This window comes from Pectobacterium actinidiae, from assembly GCF_000803315.1.
Classification (GTDB): Bacteria; Pseudomonadota; Gammaproteobacteria; order Enterobacterales; family Enterobacteriaceae; genus Pectobacterium; species Pectobacterium actinidiae.
The window spans coordinates 2,728,205-2,749,724 of the sequence record NZ_JRMH01000001.1 but is presented as its reverse complement, the minus strand read 5'-3'; the positions used below and the strand labels follow the sequence as shown (position 1 = coordinate 2,749,724).

Here is a 21,520-nt window from a genome sequence, read left to right as displayed (position 1 = left end):
TTTCCACCAATATTATGTCTGAAATAATTATGTGAGATGCATGACTTCAATAAGTTAAACATAACGGGGTGAAAGGAGGAAGGGGAAAACATTAGCTGAACATAAAGACTATTAATGCATTTTGATTACGACCTATAAGATTTTGATCTGTACAAGAAGATGACATTTTTTTGCGATACATGCTGTTTATCAATAAGTGCCTTTTTGTCAAAAAATGTCCGTTTACCAAAAAATGTATTTTTATCAAAAGAGTGCTGTAGTTTACCTGGAGCGTTGGCATGCAAAAGATCAGAGCAAAAGCCGTTTGTCTTTTCCGCCATAATGGCAAGATTCTGTTAGCAGAAGGGCATGACCCGATAAAAGATGAGCATTATGTGTTGCCGCTCGGAGGCGGCATCGATTTTGGCGAGCTGTCGCAGGCGGCGGCGGAGAGGGAGGTTCAGGAGGAAATCAGTGCTGCGACCAAGGATTTTTCGCTATTGGGCGTTTCAGAGAATATTTTCTCCTACAATGGCAAGCCAGGTCATGAGATTGTCTTTGTTTATGAGGCTCGTTTTCAGGATGAGTCGCTTTATCAACAAGATATCATTCATGGTATAGAGACAAACGGTGTTCCGATCATCACCCGCTGGTTTGATATTGATTTACTGCGTTCAGGGGAAATCAAGTTTTATCCTCATGGTATAGTGGACATGATCTAGCCAGAACTAACGGGTTGGGATGGTTGTGCCGTTGCTTCGATGATGATAATGCATGCCGATGTTAAACGTCGAAATAAGGAAAAAAGATGCAGGTTTTGATCGTGATTGATATGCAAAAGGCGGTGTTTGCAACGCCAAGAGCGCGACAAGCGCAGACGGTCGCATTGATAAACCAGCTTTCGAATGCAGCAGATCGGACGATTTTTATTCAGCATGAAGATGACGGCATGCTGTCTGGTAGCGAGGGATGGCAACTATTATCTGAACTGCACCAGCCAGAGGGGAGCCTGTTTATCACTAAAACGGCGTGTGATGCATTTTACCGCACGTCGCTATCCGATGTGCTGGCTGAGTTGGGTGTAAACCACCTTACGATTTGTGGATGTGCGACGGATTATTGCGTTGATGCAACCATTAAAAATGCAGCTAGCCGCGGCTATGCGTTGACGATTGCAGCTGATGCTCACACGACGTCCAATCGCGACGAACTGAAAGCCGAACAGTTAACTACGCATTACAACGACGTGTGGCGGCATTTTATTATTCCGGGTAACACGATTACGGTAGAAACAACAGAACACATCATTGCTTCATGGAAGGCAGGCCGCTAGCCCTATGTTGACTATTATTTCTGTCAGAAATCAGCCCGAGTACAAAGAACGGGCCGTTCATTATTTTCAACGCCATTGGGCGTCAGATGACACGTTGATGCTTTATGAAGACTGTATTAACCACTGCATTGATGCCGAAAACCCATTGCCTGATTGGTATTTGCTGGAAAAAGATGGACATATTATTGGTGGCGCAGGGTTAATCACTAATGATTTCATCAGCCGTATGGATCTTTATCCCTGGCTGTGTGCGCTTTACGTTGAAGAGCGTCATCGTGGCAACGGTTATGCGGGGCGGATTATCGAACGTCTTGCAGAGGAAACCCGTCGTATGGGTTTTTCTAAGCTGCATTTATGTACGGATCTGTGCGGTTTTTATGAACGGTATGCGTTTCACTTTACGGGAATGGGGCATCACCCTTGGGGTGAGTCGTCACGTATCTATTCACGGTCGCTTTGAATCAACATTGCGGTGAGCTAACGACTCGCTTTATGCGCAGATTAGGATAAAAATTGCAGGCAACATGCGTAAAAGTGAACAGGATCATATTCTGCTGACGAGGAGCAGACTACGCTTCTTACAGGCTGACAGATAATCAGTTATCCACGATAGGGAGAGGTGATTATGTACACGAGCATCCTGGTGCCAGTAGATATAGAAGAAGATGAACTCACCACACACGCGCTGACGCATGCAGTCAGGTTAGCTAAAATGTCGGGAGCTGCAATCCACCTCTTTCATTCCCTCCCGGATGCGTCAGCATTTTTATCTGCTTATTCTTTTGGCATAAAAGAGTTTGAGAATGAGGCGGTGGTGAAAGCCAATGACAAACTGAAATCACTGATGAAAACAATCGATCTTCCTGCATCGCGTTTGACATGCAGTGTCAGCTTCGGATCGGCCAGAGACGAAGTGTTAGCGCTAGCAGAAGAGATGAATGCAGATTTAATCGTTATCGGTTCACGGCGACCGAATGTGAAAACCTATCTGCTTGGCTCAAATGCTGCCGCTATTGTTCGCCATGCGAAAATGTCAGTGTTAGTTGTCCGTTAGTTTTTGCATAACGCTGCTGCCGCGTTTGGTTATGGGGCAGCAGCGACACTATGCGTCAGTCTGGCTATCGCAATATTCAACGCGTTCGATCAACCGATCGATCTCGCGATCGGAAAACACTTCGATACCGTGGTGGCGCAGCAATTCTGCGGTGACGCCGCTGCCTGCCGTTTGTGAACCATCAAATCGTCCGCTATATATGATGCGGCTGCCGCAGGATGGGCTTCCTTCTGTAAGCAGAGCGTAGCGGCAGTTATGCTGTTGTGCCATTTGTAGTGTTAGCCAGGCTCCCAGGATATAACGCTCGGTTACATCGCCACCGGTTGCTTCGACAACTTTTGCACCAGCCTTAATGACCGAATTGCCACCCGGGGCAGGAATAATTTCTGCTGAAGGTCTGGGCGTTGAGAAACCCGCAGCAAGCTCTGGGCAAAACGTAATCAGTCTGGCCTGTTGTCGCCACTGCGCAAGGTATTCGCCGACAGATTTCTTTTCAGTACCGTTATAGCGTACAGGGAAGCCGGACAGACAGGCGCTGATTAGAATGTTACTCATCGTGGGGTATTCCTTCTAAAAAGCGAGCATAGGCGTTGCTGCATTGAGTCACCATACGCGTTGTATGGAAGAGAAACGCCGCTTCAAAAAATGGAAAACAGCAGGACAACGGGAAAGCTCAACGGCCAGGTTAGCCCCACGATTAATGAGGCAAAGAATCGAATGAGTAAGGATTTGTCTTTACTTAACAAGAAAGTAACGATCAAGGAAACGACAAAACCGATCATGTAGGTAAGTTTGATGAGTTCCCAGAGGGAGTGATGTGGCACGTTTATTTCCTTTTATCCTCGAAGCGCCTGCATTTTATGTTGTTAATATTTTATGATCAATTTTTTAACCCATAATGGGTCGTCGTGAGGCACCGCTCTGCGGTGTGTATTTTGTACTACAGTTACTATCCTCTGGTTAAAATGAGACCTTCGGTATGAAAACAACACTGGCTGTTGCGATGGTGTGTGCTGTAGCCCTGCTTTCTGTTTCTACACCTAGTATGGCGAAAAATTCTCGGATTTCTGATGAACAGATCAAAGAAAAGATTATTCAGGAATCGATTTCTTCTTATTCCGGTAATTGCCCTTGTCCTTATAATTCAGCACGTAATGGTAGCAAGTGCGGTAAGCGTAGCGCATGGAGCCGGGCAGGAGGCTATTCGCCAATTTGTTACAAAGATGACGTGACCAGAAAAATGATTGATGACTGGAGAATGAAAAAGGGAAATACATAGCATTCGACAGAAAAATAAAAATAGCGAAATAATAATCTCTTTGCTAAGAAATCAATTAAACTATTTCTGTGACAGAAATATTAAATTTTTATTTCAGTATGGACATTGTAGGCTGGCTGTCATAGCTTACTATTTTACCCCATCAGAAAGGTAATAAAATGAGTGAGATATCTAGCCTGTCCCTGAAAATTTCCCCAGAGCTGAAAGAAAAAATCAAAGCCGCTGCCTTGGAAAACGAGGTATCCCTCAGTGCGGAAGTGAGCGCCCGGTTGCTGAGAAGTTTTGATGAAAGCCATCAGGTCTCTGAGCTGTCGCCTAAATCGGTGGACAGCCAGGGTACGGAGGAAGTGGGTGCAGAAGCACCATTGACGCAGAAAGAACTCAAGAAACTCCGAGAATTACTGAAAGGTAAATCTAAAGCGACCTCCAAGAAAAAGTAATGCTGGAATATGATTCTGATCTCTGATTGATTTAAAGAATAAAGAACAAAATTAAATCACCCAGACGCCTTGATAAAAAGGTGTCTGGGTGAGTCTTTTGCTCATTCTTGATGTTCGTATATACCCCAAATAATTCGAGTTTCAGGACAAAACGTTAACGTTTTGAACAACGCGAAGCGTTAGCCCTCTAGGGCGATTAACGCAGCCAACGCACATGCAACTTGAAGTATGACGGATATAACGCGTGAATATCATTGGAAAGGACCTTATCCGACGCCATTCACCTCGTTTTTCATATCTCGCTATTTCCTGTATGCAGTTAAATATAAATTCAAACAATATTTATTTAAATATATAGAAAATTATTATTATTTATTTTTTTGGTTTTATTGTTACATTCTAAATGCAATATTTATTTTTATAAAATAGATATATCTTGTAAATAGATAGATTTTAAAAAAATGATCGATTTAATAGATATTAAATAGATAAGTTAGAAAATATAAAGATTATCTACAAAAGGCCGATACCACCTTCGGCGTAAGCAAGGCGTGTTCTGATTTTTATTCACCCTTGTCGCTGCTATTTAACCACTCATTTTAGCAGTGGTAATGTTCGTGGGTTTTATGGCGTATGAGATGTGAACAGCCGAGCTGCGGTGTGATGAAAGATGGGGTGTAAAGTATGACGTTTTTCTCTTGCCAGTATGTTCATAAACCTGGTAATGCGCACTGTATCTGGTTAGACCAATTCGACTGCGCCATGATGGATGTGGTTTGATAAGCATGTCGACCTACATATTTTTTATGTCTCTCACTAGGGCATATGAATAATCTGTCCAGAAATGTGTTTTTTTGTTATGAAAAAGAGTATTGGAGCTATCTGTATTTATTGAATAAGTATTAATTTTTTAATTATATGCTTTTATACAGATAGAGAAAATTAATTAAGGAGATGTTAATGAGTTTATCCAACTGGCGTATAGGATATCGATTAGGAGCGGGGTTTTCCTTTCTGGTATTAATGCTTTTGGTAATTGGCAGCGTTGCAATTTCAAAACTAAGTGATTTTCACGAAAAAATGGATGAAATTGTTTCGCAAAACTATCCACTCACCGTCAAAAGTAACAAGCTCATTGATGAGTTGAACGGTTACCTCAATAATCAACAGCTGTTGTTATTACTCAAATCAGAAAGTGAAATTAATAAACAGTTGGCGTTGAACAAAGAACGTTCAGGGAAAATATCTGAACTCATGGAATATCTAAACCAGTCTGTCAATGATGATAAATCTGTTGCGGTACTGCGTGATATTAGTGATATCCGACGCGATTTCCTTGATTCAGCGAATAAACTCTCGTCACTGGTCGTGGCAGGGAGCACCGACGCCGCTGCCGAAGAGTACTTCAATATAACGCGTGTTACTCAAGCGAAATACACCAGCAAAGTTAACGAGTTCATTGATATACAGGATGATAAAATGTCATCCTCAGCGCAAGCGGTGGGGGAAAGTTACAAAAATGCGCTGATGGTTCTCGCTACGATCATTATCATCAGTGCGCTGGCTGGGTTGATTATTGCTTCACTGATTACCCGCAGTGTAACTCAGCCTATACAAGAAGCGCTGGGCGTGGCCGAAAATGTCGCGAAAGGCGATCTGACCTCTGAAATCTATACCGAACGTAAAGATGAAACCGGTCAACTGTTATCTGCCTTGAATAATATGAACAGTAGCTTAAGACAAATTGTCAGTCAGGTGCGGGATGGCGCTGAAACGATCTCTAGTGCGGCATCGCAAATTGCCGCAGGGAATCAGGATCTGTCTGCCCGAACCGAAGAACAGGCAAGCTCGCTGGAAGAAACGGCGTCATCAATGGAACAATTGACATCGACGATAAGAAATACCGCAGATAATACGACGCAGGCAACAGACCTTGCGGCCAGCGCGTCTGAAACGGTGAAAAAAAGCGGTGCGATGATGGAAACGGTAACGCAGGAAATGCGCGGTATCCGCGATTCGTCACAACGTATGGCGGAAATTATCGGTGTGATTGATGGCATTGCATTCCAAACCAACATTCTGGCACTGAATGCAGCTGTTGAAGCGGCACGAGCGGGTGAACAGGGCAGAGGGTTTGCCGTGGTTGCCAGCGAGGTCCGGGCGTTGGCTCAGCGCAGTGCTACGGCGGCAAAAGAAATCAAAGAGCTTATCGATGATTCGTTCAAGAAAGTACAGGACGGCATGGGGCTGGTAGAAGAAACGGGCGTCACGATGAACTCATTGGTGACGAACGTGCAGGGCGTAACGGGAATCATCAGCGAAATAGCACAGGCCAGTCGTGAGCAAAGCGATGGAATCAACCAGATCAACCTGGCTGTTGGGCAGATTGATACGACAACCCAGCAAAACGCCGCATTGGTTGAAGAATCTGCCGCCGCAGCACTCTCTTTGCAGGATCAGGCCAATAGCCTCGCGCGTACGGTCAGTGTGTTCAATCTTGGCGCATCGTATAAAAGCGCTGCGTTAAGTAGAAAAGCAGAAGCGCCTGCGCTGGCTGCACCTAAAAGTGTCCGTACGGAAAAAACGTCTGCTAAAGGTGAGCTGGCGGATTGGACGACGTTCTAACGCTTTCTCGCTAATCGTGTCTTGCTAATTACCGCCATTGTATTACACGAATTGTGTAGCACAATGGCGGTTTTTTATTGCTGTATCGAGCGATGATGACAGTCGGGAAATCAGGGTTTAGCGATAGTTTGCTTCGGATGATTCATCGACCACCGAACAACGTCAATGAGCAGGAAGATAAGCAGGCTGATCCCCATGACGGGCAAGCTCACTGCCACGAGTAGCGTTATAAGCGTAATCAACACTCGCTGAAAGACAGGAACCACCAACCATGCTGCTGTCAGCGTGTTGATCGGATTAGCGTCATGGCGAGATTTTGGACGACGTATCCACCACATTCGATAACCCCATACAATCATCGTACAGAGCCCAAGACCAAACGCCGCGAGGATGAGTTGGTTGGGTAAAGCGAATAACACCCCCATATGCGCATCTACTCCCCAGCGGGTGAGTTTGGCGGCAAGCGGGAAGGTGTTGAAATCGGTTTTGTCTACAATATCCAGCGTATCGGGGTTAACTGATACGGCATCAACCTGTGTCGGCCATGAACGCTCGATCTCACTGACGGTCCATGCACGATGCGGCTTGGTGGCAGGGCGGATTTCGATTTTATTGGCATCAATTCCAGCATGACGTGCGATAGCCAACACCTCATCAAATAATGCAGGCGAAGAGGCTTCGACATCCCCCATTGGCATCGACGCATGGTGTTCAGCGTGCTCATCTGTCGTCATCGCCATATCGTGAGCGTGCATCATATCGTGATGAGACATCGGTGTGGGCAACTGTGTATTCACCGATGGGGTCTGCCACCCTAGCGTGGTTCGCGCGACAGAAATATTGCTTCCCGCCCATTGTGACCAGGTTAACCCCGTTACGGAGAAAAAGAGCAAACCAAGCACAAGGGTCAGCCCCATCGTGGCGTGCCAGTGGCGCAAACGCTGCGTCTTGGCCGCCGCTGTCTGGCTATTTTTTAATTTCCGCCGTTTGGTCGTTGACGACAGATGTCGGGTTGACCACCAGATAACCATGCCGCCCAACGCTGCGACCCACAGCCAGGATGCTGCCAACTCGCTGTAAGTGCGCCCGATATCACCTAACAGCAGCCCGCGGTGCAGGTAATCAAGCCAGGTACGAAATGGCAGGATGCCGCTGGTGCCGTAAACGATCTCACTGCCGCGATTTTCCAGTGAAACAGGATCGATGAAAACGGCGCGGCTTTCCGATGGCCCCAACTCAGGCAAGGCAAACATGACGCGGGTGGTTTCTCCCACGGCAGGCGCAGGGCGTATCGCAAGTAATTTTGCATCCTGACGGTGAGCGAGCCCCGCCTGTGCAGCATGGATTTGCTCAGCCAGAGAGTGCTGCGTGCCCTGGCTTTCGGTGAAAAGCTGGTGCGAATACAGCCGGTTTTCAATCTGGGGTGTCAGGACATACAGCGTCCCTGTCAGAGCCGCGACGAAAATAAAAGGGCCGACAAAAAGACCGATATAAAAATGAAGCCGGATGAACAGGGCAACGATTGCGGCACGTGGCGATACGTTATCCATCGTATGTTTATCCGACGCAGTTTCTGCGGCTGGACGCGCGCTGGAGGCGGCGGCTGAGGCCTGATTAGGGTGTGACATAAAACCCTCTGAAATCACTTAGCAAAAAAATGATCAAACGCCATACCTGAAAGGGTATAGCGCGATGCGTTATAAATGCACATGAGCATGATGATGCGTGATTCAGAAAGGCGGGGCGCGAACGACAGGAGAAGCATAACGTTCAGGAAGGACAATACGGGAGATAAAATGAATAACCAGTACTTCCGATAAAGACGCTGTCAGTATGGGAGTGGGAGAGCCTGTTGCGAACAACGCTGGCGTATACGAAAAGAGTACACAGTAACCACAAGCAGCATGGTCCATCATCATGGACGGCGAAGAGTGGTGTGATTGCGTCGCGTGATGCCCGGACATTGCATGTCCGGTATGATTATGATGCGGTTCGGCTATACTCTCGCGAGCGGACGCGGCTGTATCATGCGCGCTGGTCGTATGTGCAGTAGTTGAACGATGTGTAGTAGTAGAATCTGGCGTGCTGGTACCATTTTCATGGGCATGAGCCCCATGAAGCACCTGTGTTTGTGAAATCACTGGTGCAATGAAGATGGTCAAAATAGCGAAGATGCCGACCCAGGCTGGGAAACTTCGCCGTCGTAGCGCGGACAAAAGCATAGCAGTCTTAATTCAACAATACCGGGTTCAGTCAGGGAGTGTACTTTACTTGCCCCGGCATTGTTACACAAATGTTTATGCCCGACATATTGCACGTGACATATGAAGCGCTGCCGCTATTCGTTCTGATTTCTATCAATGACTCATCAGGAAATTGCACGGGCGTAAACGGAATAATCCTACGCACGCGCAGGTCGATATTCGCTATAGTCCGTGGCTGTTTTCCATTTTTACAACCCGGTTTATCATGCTTTAGCGTTCTCGTTGTTTAAACGCTGACCTATTATGATGAACAATATCTTTATCAAGTTGTAGGAAAGCTAACTTATCCATTAATATGGATTTTAGTTGATTGAAGCACACCAACAGGGGGAGCTGTGCTGGATAATAAATTTGGGTTTAAACAGCGGGTTGCTAGCCTTCGCTGGCTGTCCGCCGCCATTATGCTGTCTGTAAGCGCAGTGCCTGCTTGGGCATTTTCTATTGATGATGTGGCACAGCAGGCTGAAAAGCTGGCACAAAAGGGTTTTGAAGCGCCGAAAAGTAATCTTCCTGCGCAATTCCGTGATATGAAATTTGCGGACTATCAGCAAATTCGTTTCAATAACGATAAGTCATACTGGAATAATGTACAGACGCCTTTCAAGCTCCAGTTCTACCATCAGGGGATGTATTTCGATACTCCTGTGAAAATTAATGAAGTCACGGCGACAACGGTTGATGAGATTAAATACTCTCCTGAGTACTTTGATTTTGGTTCCGTTAATCACGATCCTGAAGCCGTTAAAAATCTCGGTTTTGCGGGTTTTAAAGTTCTCTATCCAATCAATAAAGCAGATAAGAACGACGAAATCGTCAGTATGCTGGGTGCCAGCTATTTCCGTGTAGTCGGTAAAGGCCAGATTTATGGCTTATCCGCCCGTGGTTTGGCTATCGATACCGCGCTGCCTTCTGGTGAAGAGTTCCCGCGTTTCCGTGAATTCTGGATTGAACGTCCAAAAGCGAATGATAAACACCTGGTGATTTATGCGCTGCTGGATTCGCCGCGTGCCGCAGGTGCTTACCGCTTTACCGTTTATCCGGGTCGTGACAGCGTTGTAGATGTTCAGGCTAAAGTCTTCCTGCGTGATAACGTGGGCAAGCTGGGTATCGCTCCGTTGACCAGTATGTATCTGTTTGGACCTAACCAGCCATCGACGACGCTGAACTATCGTCCAGCGCTGAACGATTCTAACGGTTTGTCTATTCACGCCGGTAATGGTGAATGGATTTGGCGTCCGCTGAATAATCCGAAGCACCTGTCTGTGAGTACGTATGCGGTAGAAAACCCGAAAGGATTTGGTCTGCTGCAACGTGGTCGCGATTTCACTGCTTATGAAGATCTTGACGATCGTTACGATCTGCGCCCAAGCGGTTGGGTTGAGCCGAAAGGCGAGTGGGGCAAAGGAAAAGTTGAACTGGTTGAAATCCCTACTGCGGATGAAACCAACGACAATATTGTTGCCTTCTGGACGCCGGATGTGTTGCCAGAAACGGGCAAACCGCTGGATATTAAATATCGTCTGCACTTTACACGCGACGAAGATCAACTGCATTCCCCGAATGTTGCCTATGTTCAGCAAACTCGCCGTTCTGCCGGTGATGTCAAACAATCTAACCTGATCCGCCAGCCTGACGGCACGATCGCTTATATTGTGGACTTTATTGGGCCGAATTTAAAAGAGCTGGATGAGAATGCTCCGGTAGCTTCTCAGGTCAGCATTGGCGACAACGGCGAGATTGTAGAAAATAATGTTCGCTATAACCCGGTAACTCATGGCTGGCGTCTGACGCTGCGTTTGCGTGTGAAGGATGCGAAACAGCCAACTGAAATGAGAGCTGCGTTGGTTAATGGCGAGACGACATTGACTGAAACCTGGAGCAATCAGCTGCCTGCTAATGAATAAGTCAACTTCTTCTCTCGATTATATTGAGAAACTACCTCTGCCTGCGGAGCAGGCAGAGGTTCTTCGCGAAAAATTACCGCAAGCGGCCTGGAACGATCAGGCCGTTTTGCATCAGGCCTTGTCTGAAGGTAACCCGTCTGGAGGTAGCCAGGTCAATGTTCAGGCAGAAGACGATGTTGCACTGCATTCTGTGCAGGCTCGTCTTGAAATGGCCTGGGCTGATGGTTTGGAAAACGGTAAGCAGCTTGGTACAGATAGAGAAGGGCGGACGGCATTAAAAGCCATGCCTGTCATTACCCGCGCTTCTATGTTCCCTGATGTCTGGCGGACGAACCCACTGATCCGCTGGTGGGAAAGTCTGCTGGGTCGTACTGTGCCGCCTCGTCCTCATTACAGCCCGGAAGAGAAAATTTCCGAAAACCGCTGGCGTCTGGTAGGAACAATCCGCCGCTATATTCTGCTGGTGTTGACGCTGTTCCAGACGGCGATCGCAACCTGGTACATGAAAACCATTCTCCCTTATCAGGGGTGGGCGCTGATCGATCCGTTTGAAATGGCGGGTCAGCCTTGGACGCGCTCGGTAATGCAACTGCTGCCTTATGTGCTGCAAAGCGGCATACTTGTCCTGTTCGCGGTGTTGTTCTGTTGGGTGTCGGCTGGGTTCTGGACTGCATTGATGGGGTTCCTGCAACTGCTGATTGGTCGAGACAAATACAGTATCTCTTCCACGACGGTGGGTAACGAGGCGCTGAACCCCGAGCATCGCACGGCGTTAATCATGCCGATTTGTAACGAAGACGTAGAACGCGTGTTTGCGGGATTACGTGCGACGTATGAATCTGTTGAAGCGACGGGCAACCTTGAGCATTTTGATATTTACGTCCTGAGCGACAGTAACGATCCCGATATCTGCGTGGCAGAGCAAAAAGCCTGGATGGAGTTGTGCCGTGATGTTGGTGGCGCTGGGCGTATCTTCTATCGCCGTCGCCGTCGCCGCGTCAAACGTAAGAGCGGCAATATCGACGATTTCTGCCGCCGTTGGGGTAACCAGTATAGCTACATGGTGATTCTGGATGCCGATAGCGTGATGAGCGGCGACTGTCTGACGTCTTTGGTCAGACTGATGGAAGCGAATCCAAACGCCGGTATCATCCAGTCCTCGCCGAAAGCATCGGGTATGGATACGCTGTATGCACGCTGCCAGCAGTTTGCAACGCGTGTCTATGGGCCGCTGTTCACCGCGGGCCTGCATTTTTGGCAGTTGGGTGAGTCACACTACTGGGGTCATAACGCGATTATCCGTGTTAAACCGTTCATCGAGCACTGTGCCCTGGCGCCGCTGCCGGGTGAAGGTTCGTTTGCGGGTGCGATTCTTTCTCACGACTTCGTTGAAGCGGCGCTGATGCGTCGTGCAGGATGGGGCGTGTGGATTGCATACGATCTGCCGGGAAGCTACGAAGAGTTGCCGCCCAACCTGCTGGATGAATTAAAACGTGACCGCCGCTGGTGCCATGGTAACCTGATGAATTTCCGGTTGTTCCTGGTTAAAGGTATGCATCCTGTTCACCGTGCAGTTTTCCTTACTGGTGTGATGTCTTATCTGTCCGCACCGCTGTGGTTTATGTTCCTGGTGCTCTCTACAGCCTTGCAGGTTGTGCATACGCTAATGGAACCACAGTACTTCTTGCAGCCTCGACAGTTGTTCCCCGTCTGGCCACAGTGGCGGCCAGAACTGGCTATTGCGCTCTTCTCGACGACATTGGTCTTACTGTTCTTGCCAAAACTGTTGAGCGTGATTCTGGTGTGGGCGAAAGGCGCAAAAGAGTACGGTGGCGCTTTCCGGGTATTCCTTTCTCTGCTGCTGGAAATGCTGTTCTCGGTTCTGCTGGCACCGGTTCGTATGTTGTTCCATACGGTGTTTGTTGTTAGTGCGTTCCTTGGCTGGTCGGTGCAGTGGAATTCTCCACAGCGTGACGACGATGCGACTCCGTGGAGTGAAGCGTTTGTGCGCCACGGTTCTCAGTTGATTCTGGGGCTGGTCTGGGCGATTGGCATGGCATGGCTGGATCTGCGTTTCTTATGGTGGCTGGCGCCGATTGTCTTCTCGCTGATTCTGTCGCCGTTTGTGTCGGTTTACTCAAGCCGTGCGGCGTTGGGACTGCGTTGTAAGCGTGCGAAGCTGTTGATGATACCGGAAGAGTTTAATCCACCACGCGAACTGGTCGCGACCGACGAATATTGCAGGTTGAACCACCAGCGTAGACTTGATAACGGGTTTATGCAGGCTGTCTTTGATCCGTCAGTTAACGCCCTTGCCAGTGCAATGGCGACGGCGCGTCACCGCTTCAGTCGGGCGATTGAAGATGTACGTGAGCAAAATGTGCGTGATGCTTTGAATCGTAAGCCGGAAGAGGTCAGCAATAATCAGCGTCTGGCATTGCTTAGCGATCCTGTTACGATCTCGCGGTTGCACTACCATGTGTGGCAAAAACCGGAAGCTTATGCTGCGTGGGTCGAGTCTTACCAAAAACTTCCCACACCTCATATCAAAAGCTAACCGCATAGTGGTGTGAAAGGTAAAGCAACGGCAATCAATCGCCGTTGCTTTTTTTTCGTCTGTCAGCTGTTCCTGAAACGAGTAATCGGAACGGTGAGTGCTGACATAGGATAGTTAATAAAGAGACGGTTCACCTTCCGGGCGGGTTTTGAAACGGCGATGCAGCCACATGTATTGATCCGGTGCGAGCAGAATGTTCTTTTCAACAACCTTATTCATCCAAACGGCGGTCACGGTTTCATTATCTACAGGTGCTCCCTGTTCAGCAGGCTGAATCAGCAACTCATAACCTTTGCCTTCGGGCAGTCGGCGTGGCACAAATGGGATGATTGCCGGATGTGCTGTTTTTATCAGCATATAGCTCCCACGGGTTGTTGCCGCGGTGTTTACGGCAAACAGCGGGGCGAATACGCTGCTGCGTGGGCCATAATCATGATCCGGGGCATACCAGATAATGTCGCCTTGTTTGAGAGCACGAATCATGCCCTTAAGATCTTTTCGGTCCAGCATGGATTTATTGGAACGTAGTCTCCCCCATGTCTGCAACCAGTCGATCAGCTTGTTATCATTTGGACGATAAACGCCGATCCCGGGATTGTGCATACCAAAAACGCGTGCACCGAGCTCCAACGTTAAAAAATGTAGCCCGATAAGCAATACACCTTGCTCACGTTCGTTCTCAGGACGTATGTGCTCAAGGCCTGTTACCGTAAACCAGCGTTCGAGACGCCAATTCGGCCAAAACCAGGCCATACCCGTTTCAACCACGCCCATGCCGACCGATTCGAAATTCTTCCTGACTAATACATCACGCTCAGCCTGTGGCATGTCGGGGAAACACAGCTCAAGGTTACGAGCAGCGATCTTGACGCGTTTTGGCAGCAGATGCATAGCCAGATGGCCGAGAGCGGTACCGATACGATAAATAGCGGGATAGGGCAGCAAAACGATAAGGTACAGGATGCCGATGCCCAACCAGGTGAGCCAGTAGCGCGGATGTAGCAATGAACGATTAAAAGAAGGGATTTGTGTCATGGCCTCAGTATCAATATTTTGGTGCTGGTCAGCACGCGAACCGTTAAAAAAATCGAGTTAATGGTTAACTGCAAGATAGATTATTGCGGTGCTTTGCCAATAAAACAAATTACTGTCATGTTATTGACTGATTTTTATGCAAAAAGCGTACTTTATCGTACCATTTTCTGGGAATGAGTTTTAACCTTTGTTGGCAAATCGCGTGGTGAGAAGGGGAAGCGGCGACCTTGGAAGGATCGCCTGACGCATCGTATCCATCGTTACTGTTTGAAAATGCCTCTGGCGTAGCGTGGTTCACTACGCCAGTACTGTGCAGGTGCACATACCTGTGCGCCTAGTCTGGTGGCCGCATGCCACGGCCAGCGAGGATTGAAGAGTATCGCACGGGCCAGCCCGATAGCGTCTGCCTCTCCGGTTGCAACGATCGCTTCTGCCTGTTCCGGCTCGGTTATCAATCCAACGGCGATGGTTGTAATACCAACCTCTTGTTTAATCCGCTGTGCATACGGCACCTGATAATTAGGGGCAGGATGAATCTGTTGTAACGGTGATAGCCCGCCGCTGGATACATGGATGAAATCGCAACCCAATTCGTGCAGCGCCTTACTGAGCTGTACGGACTGTTCCAGATCCCAGCCTCCTTCCACACCATCTGTCGCAGAAATGCGCACGCCGACGGCTTTATGTTCAGGGAAAACGTCACGAATCGCGCCGTAAATTTCAATGACCAGACGCATCCGATTTTGAAGTGAACCGCCATAGCCATCCATGCGCTGATTTGTCAGTGGTGAAAGGAATTGGTGCAGTAAATAGCCGTGGGCAGCGTGAATTTCTATCAGATCAAAACCCAGGCGGTCCGCACGTTTAGCAGAGTCAACGAACGAGTCAATTAACGCACGGATTTGCGATTCTGACATGGCCTGTGGTGTCGAATCACTCGCATTGTAAGGAACAGCCGATGGTGCGATAGTCTGCCAGCCACCCTGATCTGGATGCAGAAATGCCCGTCCGCTCCACGGAACGCCCGTTGAGGCTTTGCGACCTGCGTGCCCCAACTGTATGCCGAAAGGCATAGCAGAATAGGTTTTGACTGCATGAATCACGCTGGCAAGGGCTTGTTCGGTTGCATCATCCCACAAACCAAGGTCGTGCGGGGATATTCGACCTTCTGGCGAAACTGCTGTCGCCTCAATAATAAGTAGCCCTGCGCCAGAATGTGACAGATGACCTAAATGCATCGTATGCCAGGCTGTCGCTTTGCCGTCCTCAGCCGAATACTGACACATGGGGGCAATGATGATTCGATTGGGCAGTTCGAGTTTACCAAGCGATACGGGGGTGAAAAGCTGACTCATAATGACAGATCCCTCAATGATGATACTTCATGAAAGCGAAAATGAATCCCAGAGGTCATGGGTTTACGGTAGATCACGCTTTCTCGTTGCGCTATTCATTTCATGCCCTGACAGCCTCCGCACTATCAGGTATGATGCCGGGCGATTCGATGTATCGAGCTATAGCTTGATGTTGAATGCCACCCGTTAACCTCAATGAAGACAGGAACGTACACCATGCCAGTGTTACATAACCGAATTTCTAATGAGGAACTGAAGGCACGTATGCTTGCGGAAACCGAGCCGCGTACCACAGTTTCCTTCTATAAATATTTTACGATTGACGATCCAAAAGCATTTCGCGATCGTCTGTATATTCAGCTTGAGCAATATAAGGTCTTCGGGCGCATTTATATTGCCACTGAAGGGATTAACGCCCAAATCAGTGTGCCCAATAATCAGTTCGATGCCTTTAAAGCTGGATTGTTCAGCGCGCATCCGGCACTCGATCAGATTCGCTTAAATATCGCTCTCGAAGATGACGGGAAATCGTTTTGGGTGTTGCGTATGAAAGTACGCGAACGGATTGTCGCCGATGGCATTGACGATCCTACCTTTAACCCGGCGAATGTTGGTCAATACCTGAAAGCCGATCAGGTTAATGCAATGGCTGACGATCCTGATACCGTGTTTGTCGATATGCGTAATCATTACGAATATGAAGTCGGGCATTTCGAGAATGCACTGGAAGTGCCGTCGGATACGTTTCGTGAGCAATTGCCGATGGCCGTTGAAATGCTGGACGAGGTGCGTGATAAAAATATTGTCATGTACTGCACGGGCGGTATCCGTTGCGAGAAGGCCAGCGCCTACATGCTGCATCACGGCTTTAAGAACGTGTATCACGTCGAGGGCGGTATTATCGAGTATACGCGTCAGGCTAAAGCTCAGGGCTTACCGCTGAAGTTTATCGGCAAGAATTTCGTGTTTGATGAACGGATGGGAGAGCGTATCTCTGATGATGTTATCGCGCATTGCCATCAGTGCGGAGCGTCGTGTGATAGCCACACTAACTGCCGTAATGAAGGGTGCCATCTTCTGTTTATCCAATGTCCGAGCTGTGCCGAAAAATACGAAGGTTGCTGTAGCACGCAGTGTCAGGATGAAACGAAGTTGCCGTTGGAAGAGCAGAGAGCGATACGCAGCGGGCGTGAAAATGGGATGAAGATCTTCAATAAATCCAAAGGATTGTTGCAATCAACGCTGCACATTCCTGCACCGGTAGCGAAAGATAAGGCTGAATAGCTAACGGCTTATCGTGCAATAAAAAGCCCTTTCCAACGGAAAGGGCTGTGTACTGTTGATGCATGTGCCGCCTTATTTCTGGCGAACGCCTTCAACGGCAATAATCAGTTCTACGTCCTGTGAAGCTGGACCCAAATCGGTCGTGATGTTGAAGTCTTTCAGCTTGATAGTGGCTTCAGCTTGAAATCCTGCACGATAGTTACCCCACGGGTCATCACCCTGACCGATGAGTTTGGCATCCAGCTTAACGGGCTTGGTGACGCCATTTAAGGTCAGGTTGCCAGTAATATCATACTCTTCACCGTCTTTCTTCACTTCAGTGGAGGTAAACGTTGCCTGTGGATGCTTGGTAACGTTTAAAAACTCTGCACTACGAAGATGCTTGTCACGTTCAGCGTGGTTAGTGTCAACGCTGTTGGTGTTGATAGTGACATTCACTTTATCCGCTGATGGGTTTTTCTCATCAAAGGTAAAAGCGCCATCGAAGTCGTTAAAGCTGCCGTAAAGCCAGCTGTAACCGAGGTGTTTAATGCGGAATTCAATAAACGCGTGCTGGCCTTCTTTATCAAACTTGTACTCTGCCGCCAGTGCAGAACCGGCAGAGGCAAGCATGGATACTGCGGTCAGGCTCAGTAGTGTTTTCTTCAGCATTGGTATTTCTCCATAAATCCAGAAAGTTAAGGAACGTTGCGACCCAACATCCGTTTCAACGTGTTATCACCATCGATAAAGTGGTGTTTTAATGCGGCTAAGCCGTGCAGCGCTGATAAGGCAACCACCGCCCATGCAAGATAAAGGTGCACGTCGCCTGCTATATCGGCCTGATCCGTCAAGCCGCTGACAATGGCCGGAACAAAAAACCAGCCAAAAACTGAGATGGAATGCCCCTCGGCAGTGGAAATGAGGTATCCACTAATGAGAATGGCGAAAAGAATGACATAAAGCGCAATATGAGCCAGCGTCGCGCTGATACGGGTAAATGTCGAGTAGCTTTTCAACGGTGGAGGCGGTGGGGAGATAAAACGCCACACCACGCGAAAGATTAAGATGGCAAAGAGTAGCACACCAATGGCTTTGTGAATCTCTGGAGCACGATGATACCAAATATTGTAGTACCCTAACGTGACCATCCACAGCCCTAAAGCGAACATGCCATAAACGGTTAACGCTGCAATCCAGTGCAAAAGAATGCTGATATGGCCATAACGAGAAGAGGTATTACGCCAAAGCATGGTGATAGCTCCTTATCAGATCGATAACGTAGTCAATTTGGCGAAATTTAACAGGAAGAAACATAAAATCAATATAAACTTTCAAATTGCAACATTATCATAAACATGAGCAATTTTTTTGAATTTAAATTCATAATTTATTCAGTTTGGTTATTGAAGTGCTTTATTTAAAATAAATATTTCTAATGCCTGTTTTCAGGCAAAGGATGAATAAAGACGACAATGGAATAAATTAGTGGTGCTGGAAGAGGACTCTATTCGTTGAATAATTATGTAGCAGGTGATTATTAGTATAAGAGGCGTGCGAGTATAAGAACAGATAGGCATGATTTAATAGATGGATGGCTATAAAAAGAAATGAGAATAACCCTAAAATAACAATACCGCTCTATTGGCGGTATTGTTATTTTAGGAAAGTTAATGGGTATTGAATATAATATTAATAACGTTATCAATTACTAATGTTTTCGATAATCACTAGCATCACAGTCTGTTGATTCGATTTTTGCAATACCGGCTTCAAGTATGTGTATCAACTGCCTGGCAACATCGGTCGTTAGCCAAAGCGTACGGTCCACATGTGTTTCATCTGGTGCTTGGTCCGAGGTGGATAAGTAGTGCAAACGGATCATCATGGCGTCATAACTGTCAACGGTACTGATGTCCCAACCTACAAGAGGATGTGTCTGAATAACTTCATTTTTTCTATCCATAAATACCCCTTATTGACTAGTTACTAACATGAGTGACTAATGAGGCTTCAGGTGGCTCATTATTTTTAAATGAGCATTATCAGTATACTGCTGCTTATTTAATTTATGGGAAATATTTTCAATTTTTTGTAAAAAAGATTACACAGGCAGGTATGAGTGAGTGACGAGGGATGTGTCAAATGAAATATCGGGATGAATAGGCTTTCATCCCGAAAGTGTTGTTAACAGGGACGGCAGAGCATTATTCCACGCCAAATCCTGCATTTTTCTCCAATGCGGCAGCAAGTCGAGCAAGGTATTTTTTCATTGCTGGATCTCGATTCTCATTTTGAGATTCGAGTGCCAGATTGTGAATCATCAGTTTGTTTGCTTTTTCATCAAGGCAGAATGCCAGGGACGAAAAGGCAAGTTCAAGAGCGTCTATCTTGCGTTGTTGCTCGCCAATCAGCCCTAGCAGTTCCCCAAATGTCATTGCCTCTTCTGGTTTTTCTACCGTCATCACACATACCCTCGGTCATAGCACATGGCGAATTGCCGCTTTAAACTGCCATTACAGCCTATATCTTCATTATTTTTCAAGTTTTAGATTACTCTGTGGTAAACCAGTCGTCGGCGCTTTCCCATGTTTCCTGTAAGATTTCAGAGATACGATCTTTGTCCTCTTTGCCAGCGCCCATGACTGTCAGGTTATTTGCGGATGCATAACGAACTTGAATGGGCGTGTCGGGATAAATTTTGTGAATACGCTTTTCCAGCTCATGCCTAAGTGCGTCGACGGCACCGGCGGGTAAAGGCGTTGTCTTTGCAAGAGTGATTTCTACGCGCATGCTGACCTCCAAATTTTAAACTGTTTATTTATACAGTTATTGTGAATGGAGAACAAGGCACACAATAAAATTTAGCCCATCGGCATAATGCGGATGGGCTTGCCGATTAACGGACTGACCAGTTGAGGCTTTGGCCGGCCAGGAAGGGGATTAGCGACTCGTCGCCGAGAGCGATTTCTTCGGGGAATGTGACGGATTCACGATGAAGTTCAATCCAGCCGTCGTTCACTGGCAGGCCATAAAAGCGTGGGCCGTTCAGGGAGCAGAATGCTTCGAGTTTATCCAGCGCATTCATTTCTTCAAAAACGGTGGCATAGGTACTTAGTGCCGCCTGAGCATTGAACACGCCGGCACAGCCGCAGCTGGACTCTTTTCTGTGTTTTGCATGGGGCGCGGAGTCAGTGCCGAGGAAAAGCCGGTCACAGCCGCTCGCAACTGCTTCACGTAGCGCCTGCTGATGCGTATTACGTTTTAATATGGGTAGGCAATATAGGTGAGGGCGAACGCCACCAACCAACATATGATTGCGGTTAAACATCAGATGCTGCGGTGTAATGGTTGCGGCAAGATAATCATTACCCTCAATAACATACTGCGCTGCTTCTTTCGTCGTAATGTGCTCAAGGACGATCTTCAGCTCAGGGAACTGCTTGCGTAAGGGTTCCAGCACCGTTTCGATGAAGCGTGCTTCCCGATCGAAAATATCCACGGCAGAGTCGGTAACTTCACCATGGATGAGTAGCGGCATGCCAATCTTCTGCATTTGTTCCAGAATGCCGGAAATATTGGCGACGCTGGTAACCCCATGACTGGAGTTCGTTGTCGCATTGGCTGGATAGAGTTTGGCCGCGGTAAAGACGCCTTGCTCAAAGCCACTCACGATTTCATTGGCATCCAACGCATCGGTCAGGTAGCACGTCATTAGTGGATGAAAGTTATCGCCCTGCGGGACCGCGGCTAAAATGCGCTGCCGATACGCGATAGCGCTGGCTACGCTGGTAATCGGCGGCGTCAGGTTAGGCATAACAATCGCACGACCGAAGAAACGGCTGGTATAGGGGAGGACAGTTTCCAGCATCCGATCGTCACGCAGGTGAATGTGCCAATCGTCAGGGCGACGGATTTTAAGAATAGTGGGCTGTGCGGTCATGGAATTGCGCTCCGGCGGTCAGTAGAAAAACATCGTCTTTCGGTTGGTTTTGGGACTGATACGGCGGGGGATAAGGATAAGCGTAAAGCCATTTGAATGCATCCGTTTGTTGATGAATGCTTGAAATTAACCGTGGATTGGCATCTGATAGCATTATCTTTTCATTGATAAATAAGGGATGTATATGGAAATTCGTATTGTTGCCACTATTCAGGCAAAAGCAGAGTTCATTACAGATGTTACTGCAACGCTAAAACGCGTAGTGGCACCTAGCAGACAGGAAACGGGTAATGTGCAATATGATCTGCATGAAGTCGTGGATAAACCCGGTTCGTTTGTGTTCTTCGAACGCTGGAAAAATCGAGATGCCCTGACATCACATGAGCAGAGCGATCACTTCAAAAATCTGCTGGCGGAGTTGGATGGCAAAACGAACAGTGTGGATATCAAGCTATTGAATGTTTTAGGCTAACGAATAATTGTGCATAA

General features: G+C 47.6%; 23 protein-coding genes. 11 read left to right on the top strand and 12 right to left on the bottom strand.

Annotation, left to right across the window (positions count from 1 at the left end; translation table 11 throughout):
* The first annotated feature begins 278 nt into the window (after nucleotides 1-278).
* From KKH3_RS11700 to KKH3_RS11685, 4 genes are all read left to right on the top strand, one after another.
* Nucleotides 279-701, top strand: a complete 423-nt coding sequence (locus KKH3_RS11700; RefSeq protein WP_039359719.1) for an NUDIX hydrolase — start codon at nucleotides 279-281, stop codon at nucleotides 699-701.
* A gap of 86 nt (nucleotides 702-787) precedes the next feature.
* Nucleotides 788-1,312 (top strand): isochorismatase family protein, encoded by a 525-nt coding sequence (locus KKH3_RS11695; RefSeq protein ID WP_039359716.1) that lies wholly within the window; start codon nucleotides 788-790, stop codon nucleotides 1,310-1,312.
* A gap of 4 nt (nucleotides 1,313-1,316) precedes the next feature.
* Nucleotides 1,317-1,772: a GNAT family N-acetyltransferase gene (locus tag KKH3_RS11690; RefSeq protein WP_039359712.1), complete on the top strand. Its 456-nt coding sequence runs from the start codon at nucleotides 1,317-1,319 to the stop codon at nucleotides 1,770-1,772.
* A 165-nt stretch (nucleotides 1,773-1,937) separates the two neighbouring features.
* Nucleotides 1,938-2,366, top strand: a complete 429-nt coding sequence (locus KKH3_RS11685; protein WP_039359709.1) for a universal stress protein — start codon at nucleotides 1,938-1,940, stop codon at nucleotides 2,364-2,366.
* A gap of 48 nt (nucleotides 2,367-2,414) precedes the next feature.
* On the opposite strand, the gene KKH3_RS11680 is transcribed toward KKH3_RS11685, so the two are convergent.
* A complete protein-coding gene (locus KKH3_RS11680) occupies nucleotides 2,415-2,921 on the bottom strand; it encodes a 2-thiouracil desulfurase family protein (protein ID WP_039359707.1) in 507 nt (168 codons plus the stop codon).
* A gap of 83 nt (nucleotides 2,922-3,004) precedes the next feature.
* Nucleotides 3,005-3,190, bottom strand: a complete 186-nt coding sequence (locus KKH3_RS21760) for a GhoT/OrtT family toxin (RefSeq protein ID WP_072034528.1) — start codon at nucleotides 3,188-3,190, stop codon at nucleotides 3,005-3,007.
* 155 nt (nucleotides 3,191-3,345) lie between these two features.
* Here KKH3_RS21760 and KKH3_RS21755 point away from each other — a divergent pair, with 155 nt between their 5' ends.
* From KKH3_RS21755 to KKH3_RS11670, 3 genes are all read left to right on the top strand, one after another.
* Nucleotides 3,346-3,645 carry a hypothetical protein gene (locus KKH3_RS21755; RefSeq protein ID WP_072034527.1) on the top strand — a complete coding sequence of 100 codons (300 nt, stop codon included), beginning with the start codon at nucleotides 3,346-3,348 and terminating at the stop codon, nucleotides 3,643-3,645.
* Between the two features lie 158 nt (nucleotides 3,646-3,803).
* Entirely contained in the window at nucleotides 3,804-4,085 is a 282-nt protein-coding gene (locus tag KKH3_RS11675) for a hypothetical protein (protein ID WP_039359703.1), read from the top strand.
* Nucleotides 4,086-5,045: 960 nt separating this feature from the next.
* On the top strand, nucleotides 5,046-6,710 hold the full coding sequence (locus KKH3_RS11670; RefSeq protein WP_039359701.1) for a methyl-accepting chemotaxis protein: 1,665 nt from the start codon (nucleotides 5,046-5,048) through the stop codon (nucleotides 6,708-6,710).
* Between the two features lie 110 nt (nucleotides 6,711-6,820).
* Here the strand turns inward: KKH3_RS11670 and KKH3_RS11665 are convergent, their stop codons facing one another.
* Together KKH3_RS11665 and KKH3_RS21750 are read right to left on the bottom strand one after the other, a co-directional pair.
* Entirely contained in the window at nucleotides 6,821-8,338 is a 1,518-nt protein-coding gene (locus KKH3_RS11665) for a PepSY-associated TM helix domain-containing protein (RefSeq protein ID WP_039359698.1), read from the bottom strand.
* Between the two features lie 102 nt (nucleotides 8,339-8,440).
* Nucleotides 8,441-8,932 (bottom strand): DUF2946 domain-containing protein, encoded by a 492-nt coding sequence (locus KKH3_RS21750; RefSeq protein WP_072034526.1) that lies wholly within the window; start codon nucleotides 8,930-8,932, stop codon nucleotides 8,441-8,443.
* A gap of 443 nt (nucleotides 8,933-9,375) precedes the next feature.
* On the opposite strand from KKH3_RS21750, the gene KKH3_RS11660 reads away from it, so the two are divergent.
* Nucleotides 9,376-10,878 (top strand): glucan biosynthesis protein G, encoded by a 1,503-nt coding sequence (locus KKH3_RS11660; protein ID WP_139338646.1) that lies wholly within the window; start codon nucleotides 9,376-9,378, stop codon nucleotides 10,876-10,878.
* The gene (gene mdoH / locus KKH3_RS11655) at nucleotides 10,871-13,435 is read left to right on the top strand and encodes a glucans biosynthesis glucosyltransferase MdoH (RefSeq protein ID WP_039359692.1); all 2,565 of its coding nucleotides are present in this window, start codon (nucleotides 10,871-10,873) and stop codon (nucleotides 13,433-13,435) included. The genes KKH3_RS11660 and mdoH overlap by 8 nt, the downstream gene beginning before the upstream one ends.
* A 114-nt stretch (nucleotides 13,436-13,549) precedes the next feature.
* Here mdoH and KKH3_RS11650 read toward each other — a convergent pair whose 3' ends face one another.
* Both KKH3_RS11650 and KKH3_RS11645 read right to left on the bottom strand, forming a co-directional pair.
* Nucleotides 13,550-14,470 carry a Kdo(2)-lipid IV(A) acyltransferase gene (locus KKH3_RS11650; RefSeq protein WP_039359690.1) on the bottom strand — a complete coding sequence of 307 codons (921 nt, stop codon included), beginning with the start codon at nucleotides 14,468-14,470 and terminating at the stop codon, nucleotides 13,550-13,552.
* 260 nt (nucleotides 14,471-14,730) lie between these two features.
* On the bottom strand, nucleotides 14,731-15,825 hold the full coding sequence (locus KKH3_RS11645; protein ID WP_039359688.1) for an NADH:flavin oxidoreductase/NADH oxidase: 1,095 nt from the start codon (nucleotides 15,823-15,825) through the stop codon (nucleotides 14,731-14,733).
* 216 nt (nucleotides 15,826-16,041) lie between these two features.
* Between KKH3_RS11645 and trhO the strand changes: the two genes are divergently transcribed.
* Nucleotides 16,042-17,109 carry an oxygen-dependent tRNA uridine(34) hydroxylase TrhO gene (gene trhO, locus KKH3_RS11640; RefSeq protein ID WP_039359685.1) on the top strand — a complete coding sequence of 356 codons (1,068 nt, stop codon included), beginning with the start codon at nucleotides 16,042-16,044 and terminating at the stop codon, nucleotides 17,107-17,109.
* Between the two features lie 72 nt (nucleotides 17,110-17,181).
* Here the strand turns inward: trhO and KKH3_RS11635 are convergent, their stop codons facing one another.
* The 6 genes from KKH3_RS11635 to pyrC form a co-directional block, all read right to left on the bottom strand.
* Nucleotides 17,182-17,757 (bottom strand): YceI family protein, encoded by a 576-nt coding sequence (locus KKH3_RS11635; protein ID WP_139338645.1) that lies wholly within the window; start codon nucleotides 17,755-17,757, stop codon nucleotides 17,182-17,184.
* A gap of 29 nt (nucleotides 17,758-17,786) precedes the next feature.
* Nucleotides 17,787-18,341: a cytochrome b gene (locus KKH3_RS11630; RefSeq protein ID WP_039359679.1), complete on the bottom strand. Its 555-nt coding sequence runs from the start codon at nucleotides 18,339-18,341 to the stop codon at nucleotides 17,787-17,789.
* Nucleotides 18,342-18,799: 458 nt separating this feature from the next.
* Nucleotides 18,800-19,054 carry a biofilm formation regulator BssS gene (gene bssS / locus KKH3_RS11625; protein WP_039359676.1) on the bottom strand — a complete coding sequence of 85 codons (255 nt, stop codon included), beginning with the start codon at nucleotides 19,052-19,054 and terminating at the stop codon, nucleotides 18,800-18,802.
* Nucleotides 19,055-19,295: 241 nt separating this feature from the next.
* Complete coding sequence (locus KKH3_RS11620; RefSeq protein WP_039359673.1) at nucleotides 19,296-19,553, bottom strand: hypothetical protein; 258 nt, start codon at nucleotides 19,551-19,553, stop codon at nucleotides 19,296-19,298.
* An 88-nt stretch (nucleotides 19,554-19,641) separates the two neighbouring features.
* Complete coding sequence (gene dinI, locus KKH3_RS11615; RefSeq protein ID WP_039359670.1) at nucleotides 19,642-19,881, bottom strand: DNA damage-inducible protein I; 240 nt, start codon at nucleotides 19,879-19,881, stop codon at nucleotides 19,642-19,644.
* Nucleotides 19,882-19,987: 106 nt separating this feature from the next.
* Nucleotides 19,988-21,031: a dihydroorotase gene (gene pyrC / locus KKH3_RS11610; RefSeq protein WP_039359667.1), complete on the bottom strand. Its 1,044-nt coding sequence runs from the start codon at nucleotides 21,029-21,031 to the stop codon at nucleotides 19,988-19,990.
* 184 nt (nucleotides 21,032-21,215) lie between these two features.
* Here pyrC and KKH3_RS11605 point away from each other — a divergent pair, with 184 nt between their 5' ends.
* Entirely contained in the window at nucleotides 21,216-21,503 is a 288-nt protein-coding gene (locus KKH3_RS11605; RefSeq protein ID WP_039359664.1) for a putative quinol monooxygenase, read from the top strand.
* The last annotated feature ends 17 nt before the right edge of the window (nucleotides 21,504-21,520 follow it).

Excerpts from the sequence above, each read along its gene's own strand:
- KKH3_RS11700 (WP_039359719.1), top strand. The coding sequence starts at position 279 with ATGCAAAAGATCAGAGCAAAAGCCGTTTGTCTTTTCCGCCATAATGGC.
- pyrC (WP_039359667.1), bottom strand. The coding sequence starts at position 21,031 with ATGACCGCACAGCCCACTATTCTTAAAATCCGTCGCCCTGACGATTGG.
- KKH3_RS21755 (WP_072034527.1), top strand. The coding sequence starts at position 3,346 with ATGAAAACAACACTGGCTGTTGCGATGGTGTGTGCTGTAGCCCTGCTT.
- trhO (WP_039359685.1), top strand. The coding sequence starts at position 16,042 with ATGCCAGTGTTACATAACCGAATTTCTAATGAGGAACTGAAGGCACGT.
- KKH3_RS11645 (WP_039359688.1), bottom strand. The coding sequence starts at position 15,825 with ATGAGTCAGCTTTTCACCCCCGTATCGCTTGGTAAACTCGAACTGCCC.
- KKH3_RS11620 (WP_039359673.1), bottom strand. The coding sequence starts at position 19,553 with ATGACGGTAGAAAAACCAGAAGAGGCAATGACATTTGGGGAACTGCTA.
- bssS (WP_039359676.1), bottom strand. The coding sequence starts at position 19,054 with ATGGATAGAAAAAATGAAGTTATTCAGACACATCCTCTTGTAGGTTGG.
- KKH3_RS11675 (WP_039359703.1), top strand. The coding sequence starts at position 3,804 with ATGAGTGAGATATCTAGCCTGTCCCTGAAAATTTCCCCAGAGCTGAAA.
- KKH3_RS11690 (WP_039359712.1), top strand. The coding sequence starts at position 1,317 with ATGTTGACTATTATTTCTGTCAGAAATCAGCCCGAGTACAAAGAACGG.
- KKH3_RS11695 (WP_039359716.1), top strand. The coding sequence starts at position 788 with ATGCAGGTTTTGATCGTGATTGATATGCAAAAGGCGGTGTTTGCAACG.
- dinI (WP_039359670.1), bottom strand. The coding sequence starts at position 19,881 with ATGCGCGTAGAAATCACTCTTGCAAAGACAACGCCTTTACCCGCCGGT.
- KKH3_RS21750 (WP_072034526.1), bottom strand. The coding sequence starts at position 8,932 with ATGCTTTTGTCCGCGCTACGACGGCGAAGTTTCCCAGCCTGGGTCGGC.
- KKH3_RS11680 (WP_039359707.1), bottom strand. The coding sequence starts at position 2,921 with ATGAGTAACATTCTAATCAGCGCCTGTCTGTCCGGCTTCCCTGTACGC.
- KKH3_RS11670 (WP_039359701.1), top strand. The coding sequence starts at position 5,046 with ATGAGTTTATCCAACTGGCGTATAGGATATCGATTAGGAGCGGGGTTT.
- KKH3_RS11685 (WP_039359709.1), top strand. The coding sequence starts at position 1,938 with ATGTACACGAGCATCCTGGTGCCAGTAGATATAGAAGAAGATGAACTC.
- KKH3_RS11660 (WP_139338646.1), top strand. The coding sequence starts at position 9,376 with ATGCTGTCTGTAAGCGCAGTGCCTGCTTGGGCATTTTCTATTGATGAT.
- KKH3_RS11650 (WP_039359690.1), bottom strand. The coding sequence starts at position 14,470 with ATGACACAAATCCCTTCTTTTAATCGTTCATTGCTACATCCGCGCTAC.
- KKH3_RS11630 (WP_039359679.1), bottom strand. The coding sequence starts at position 18,341 with ATGCTTTGGCGTAATACCTCTTCTCGTTATGGCCATATCAGCATTCTT.
- mdoH (WP_039359692.1), top strand. The coding sequence starts at position 10,871 with ATGAATAAGTCAACTTCTTCTCTCGATTATATTGAGAAACTACCTCTG.
- KKH3_RS11605 (WP_039359664.1), top strand. The coding sequence starts at position 21,216 with ATGGAAATTCGTATTGTTGCCACTATTCAGGCAAAAGCAGAGTTCATT.
- KKH3_RS11665 (WP_039359698.1), bottom strand. The coding sequence starts at position 8,338 with ATGTCACACCCTAATCAGGCCTCAGCCGCCGCCTCCAGCGCGCGTCCA.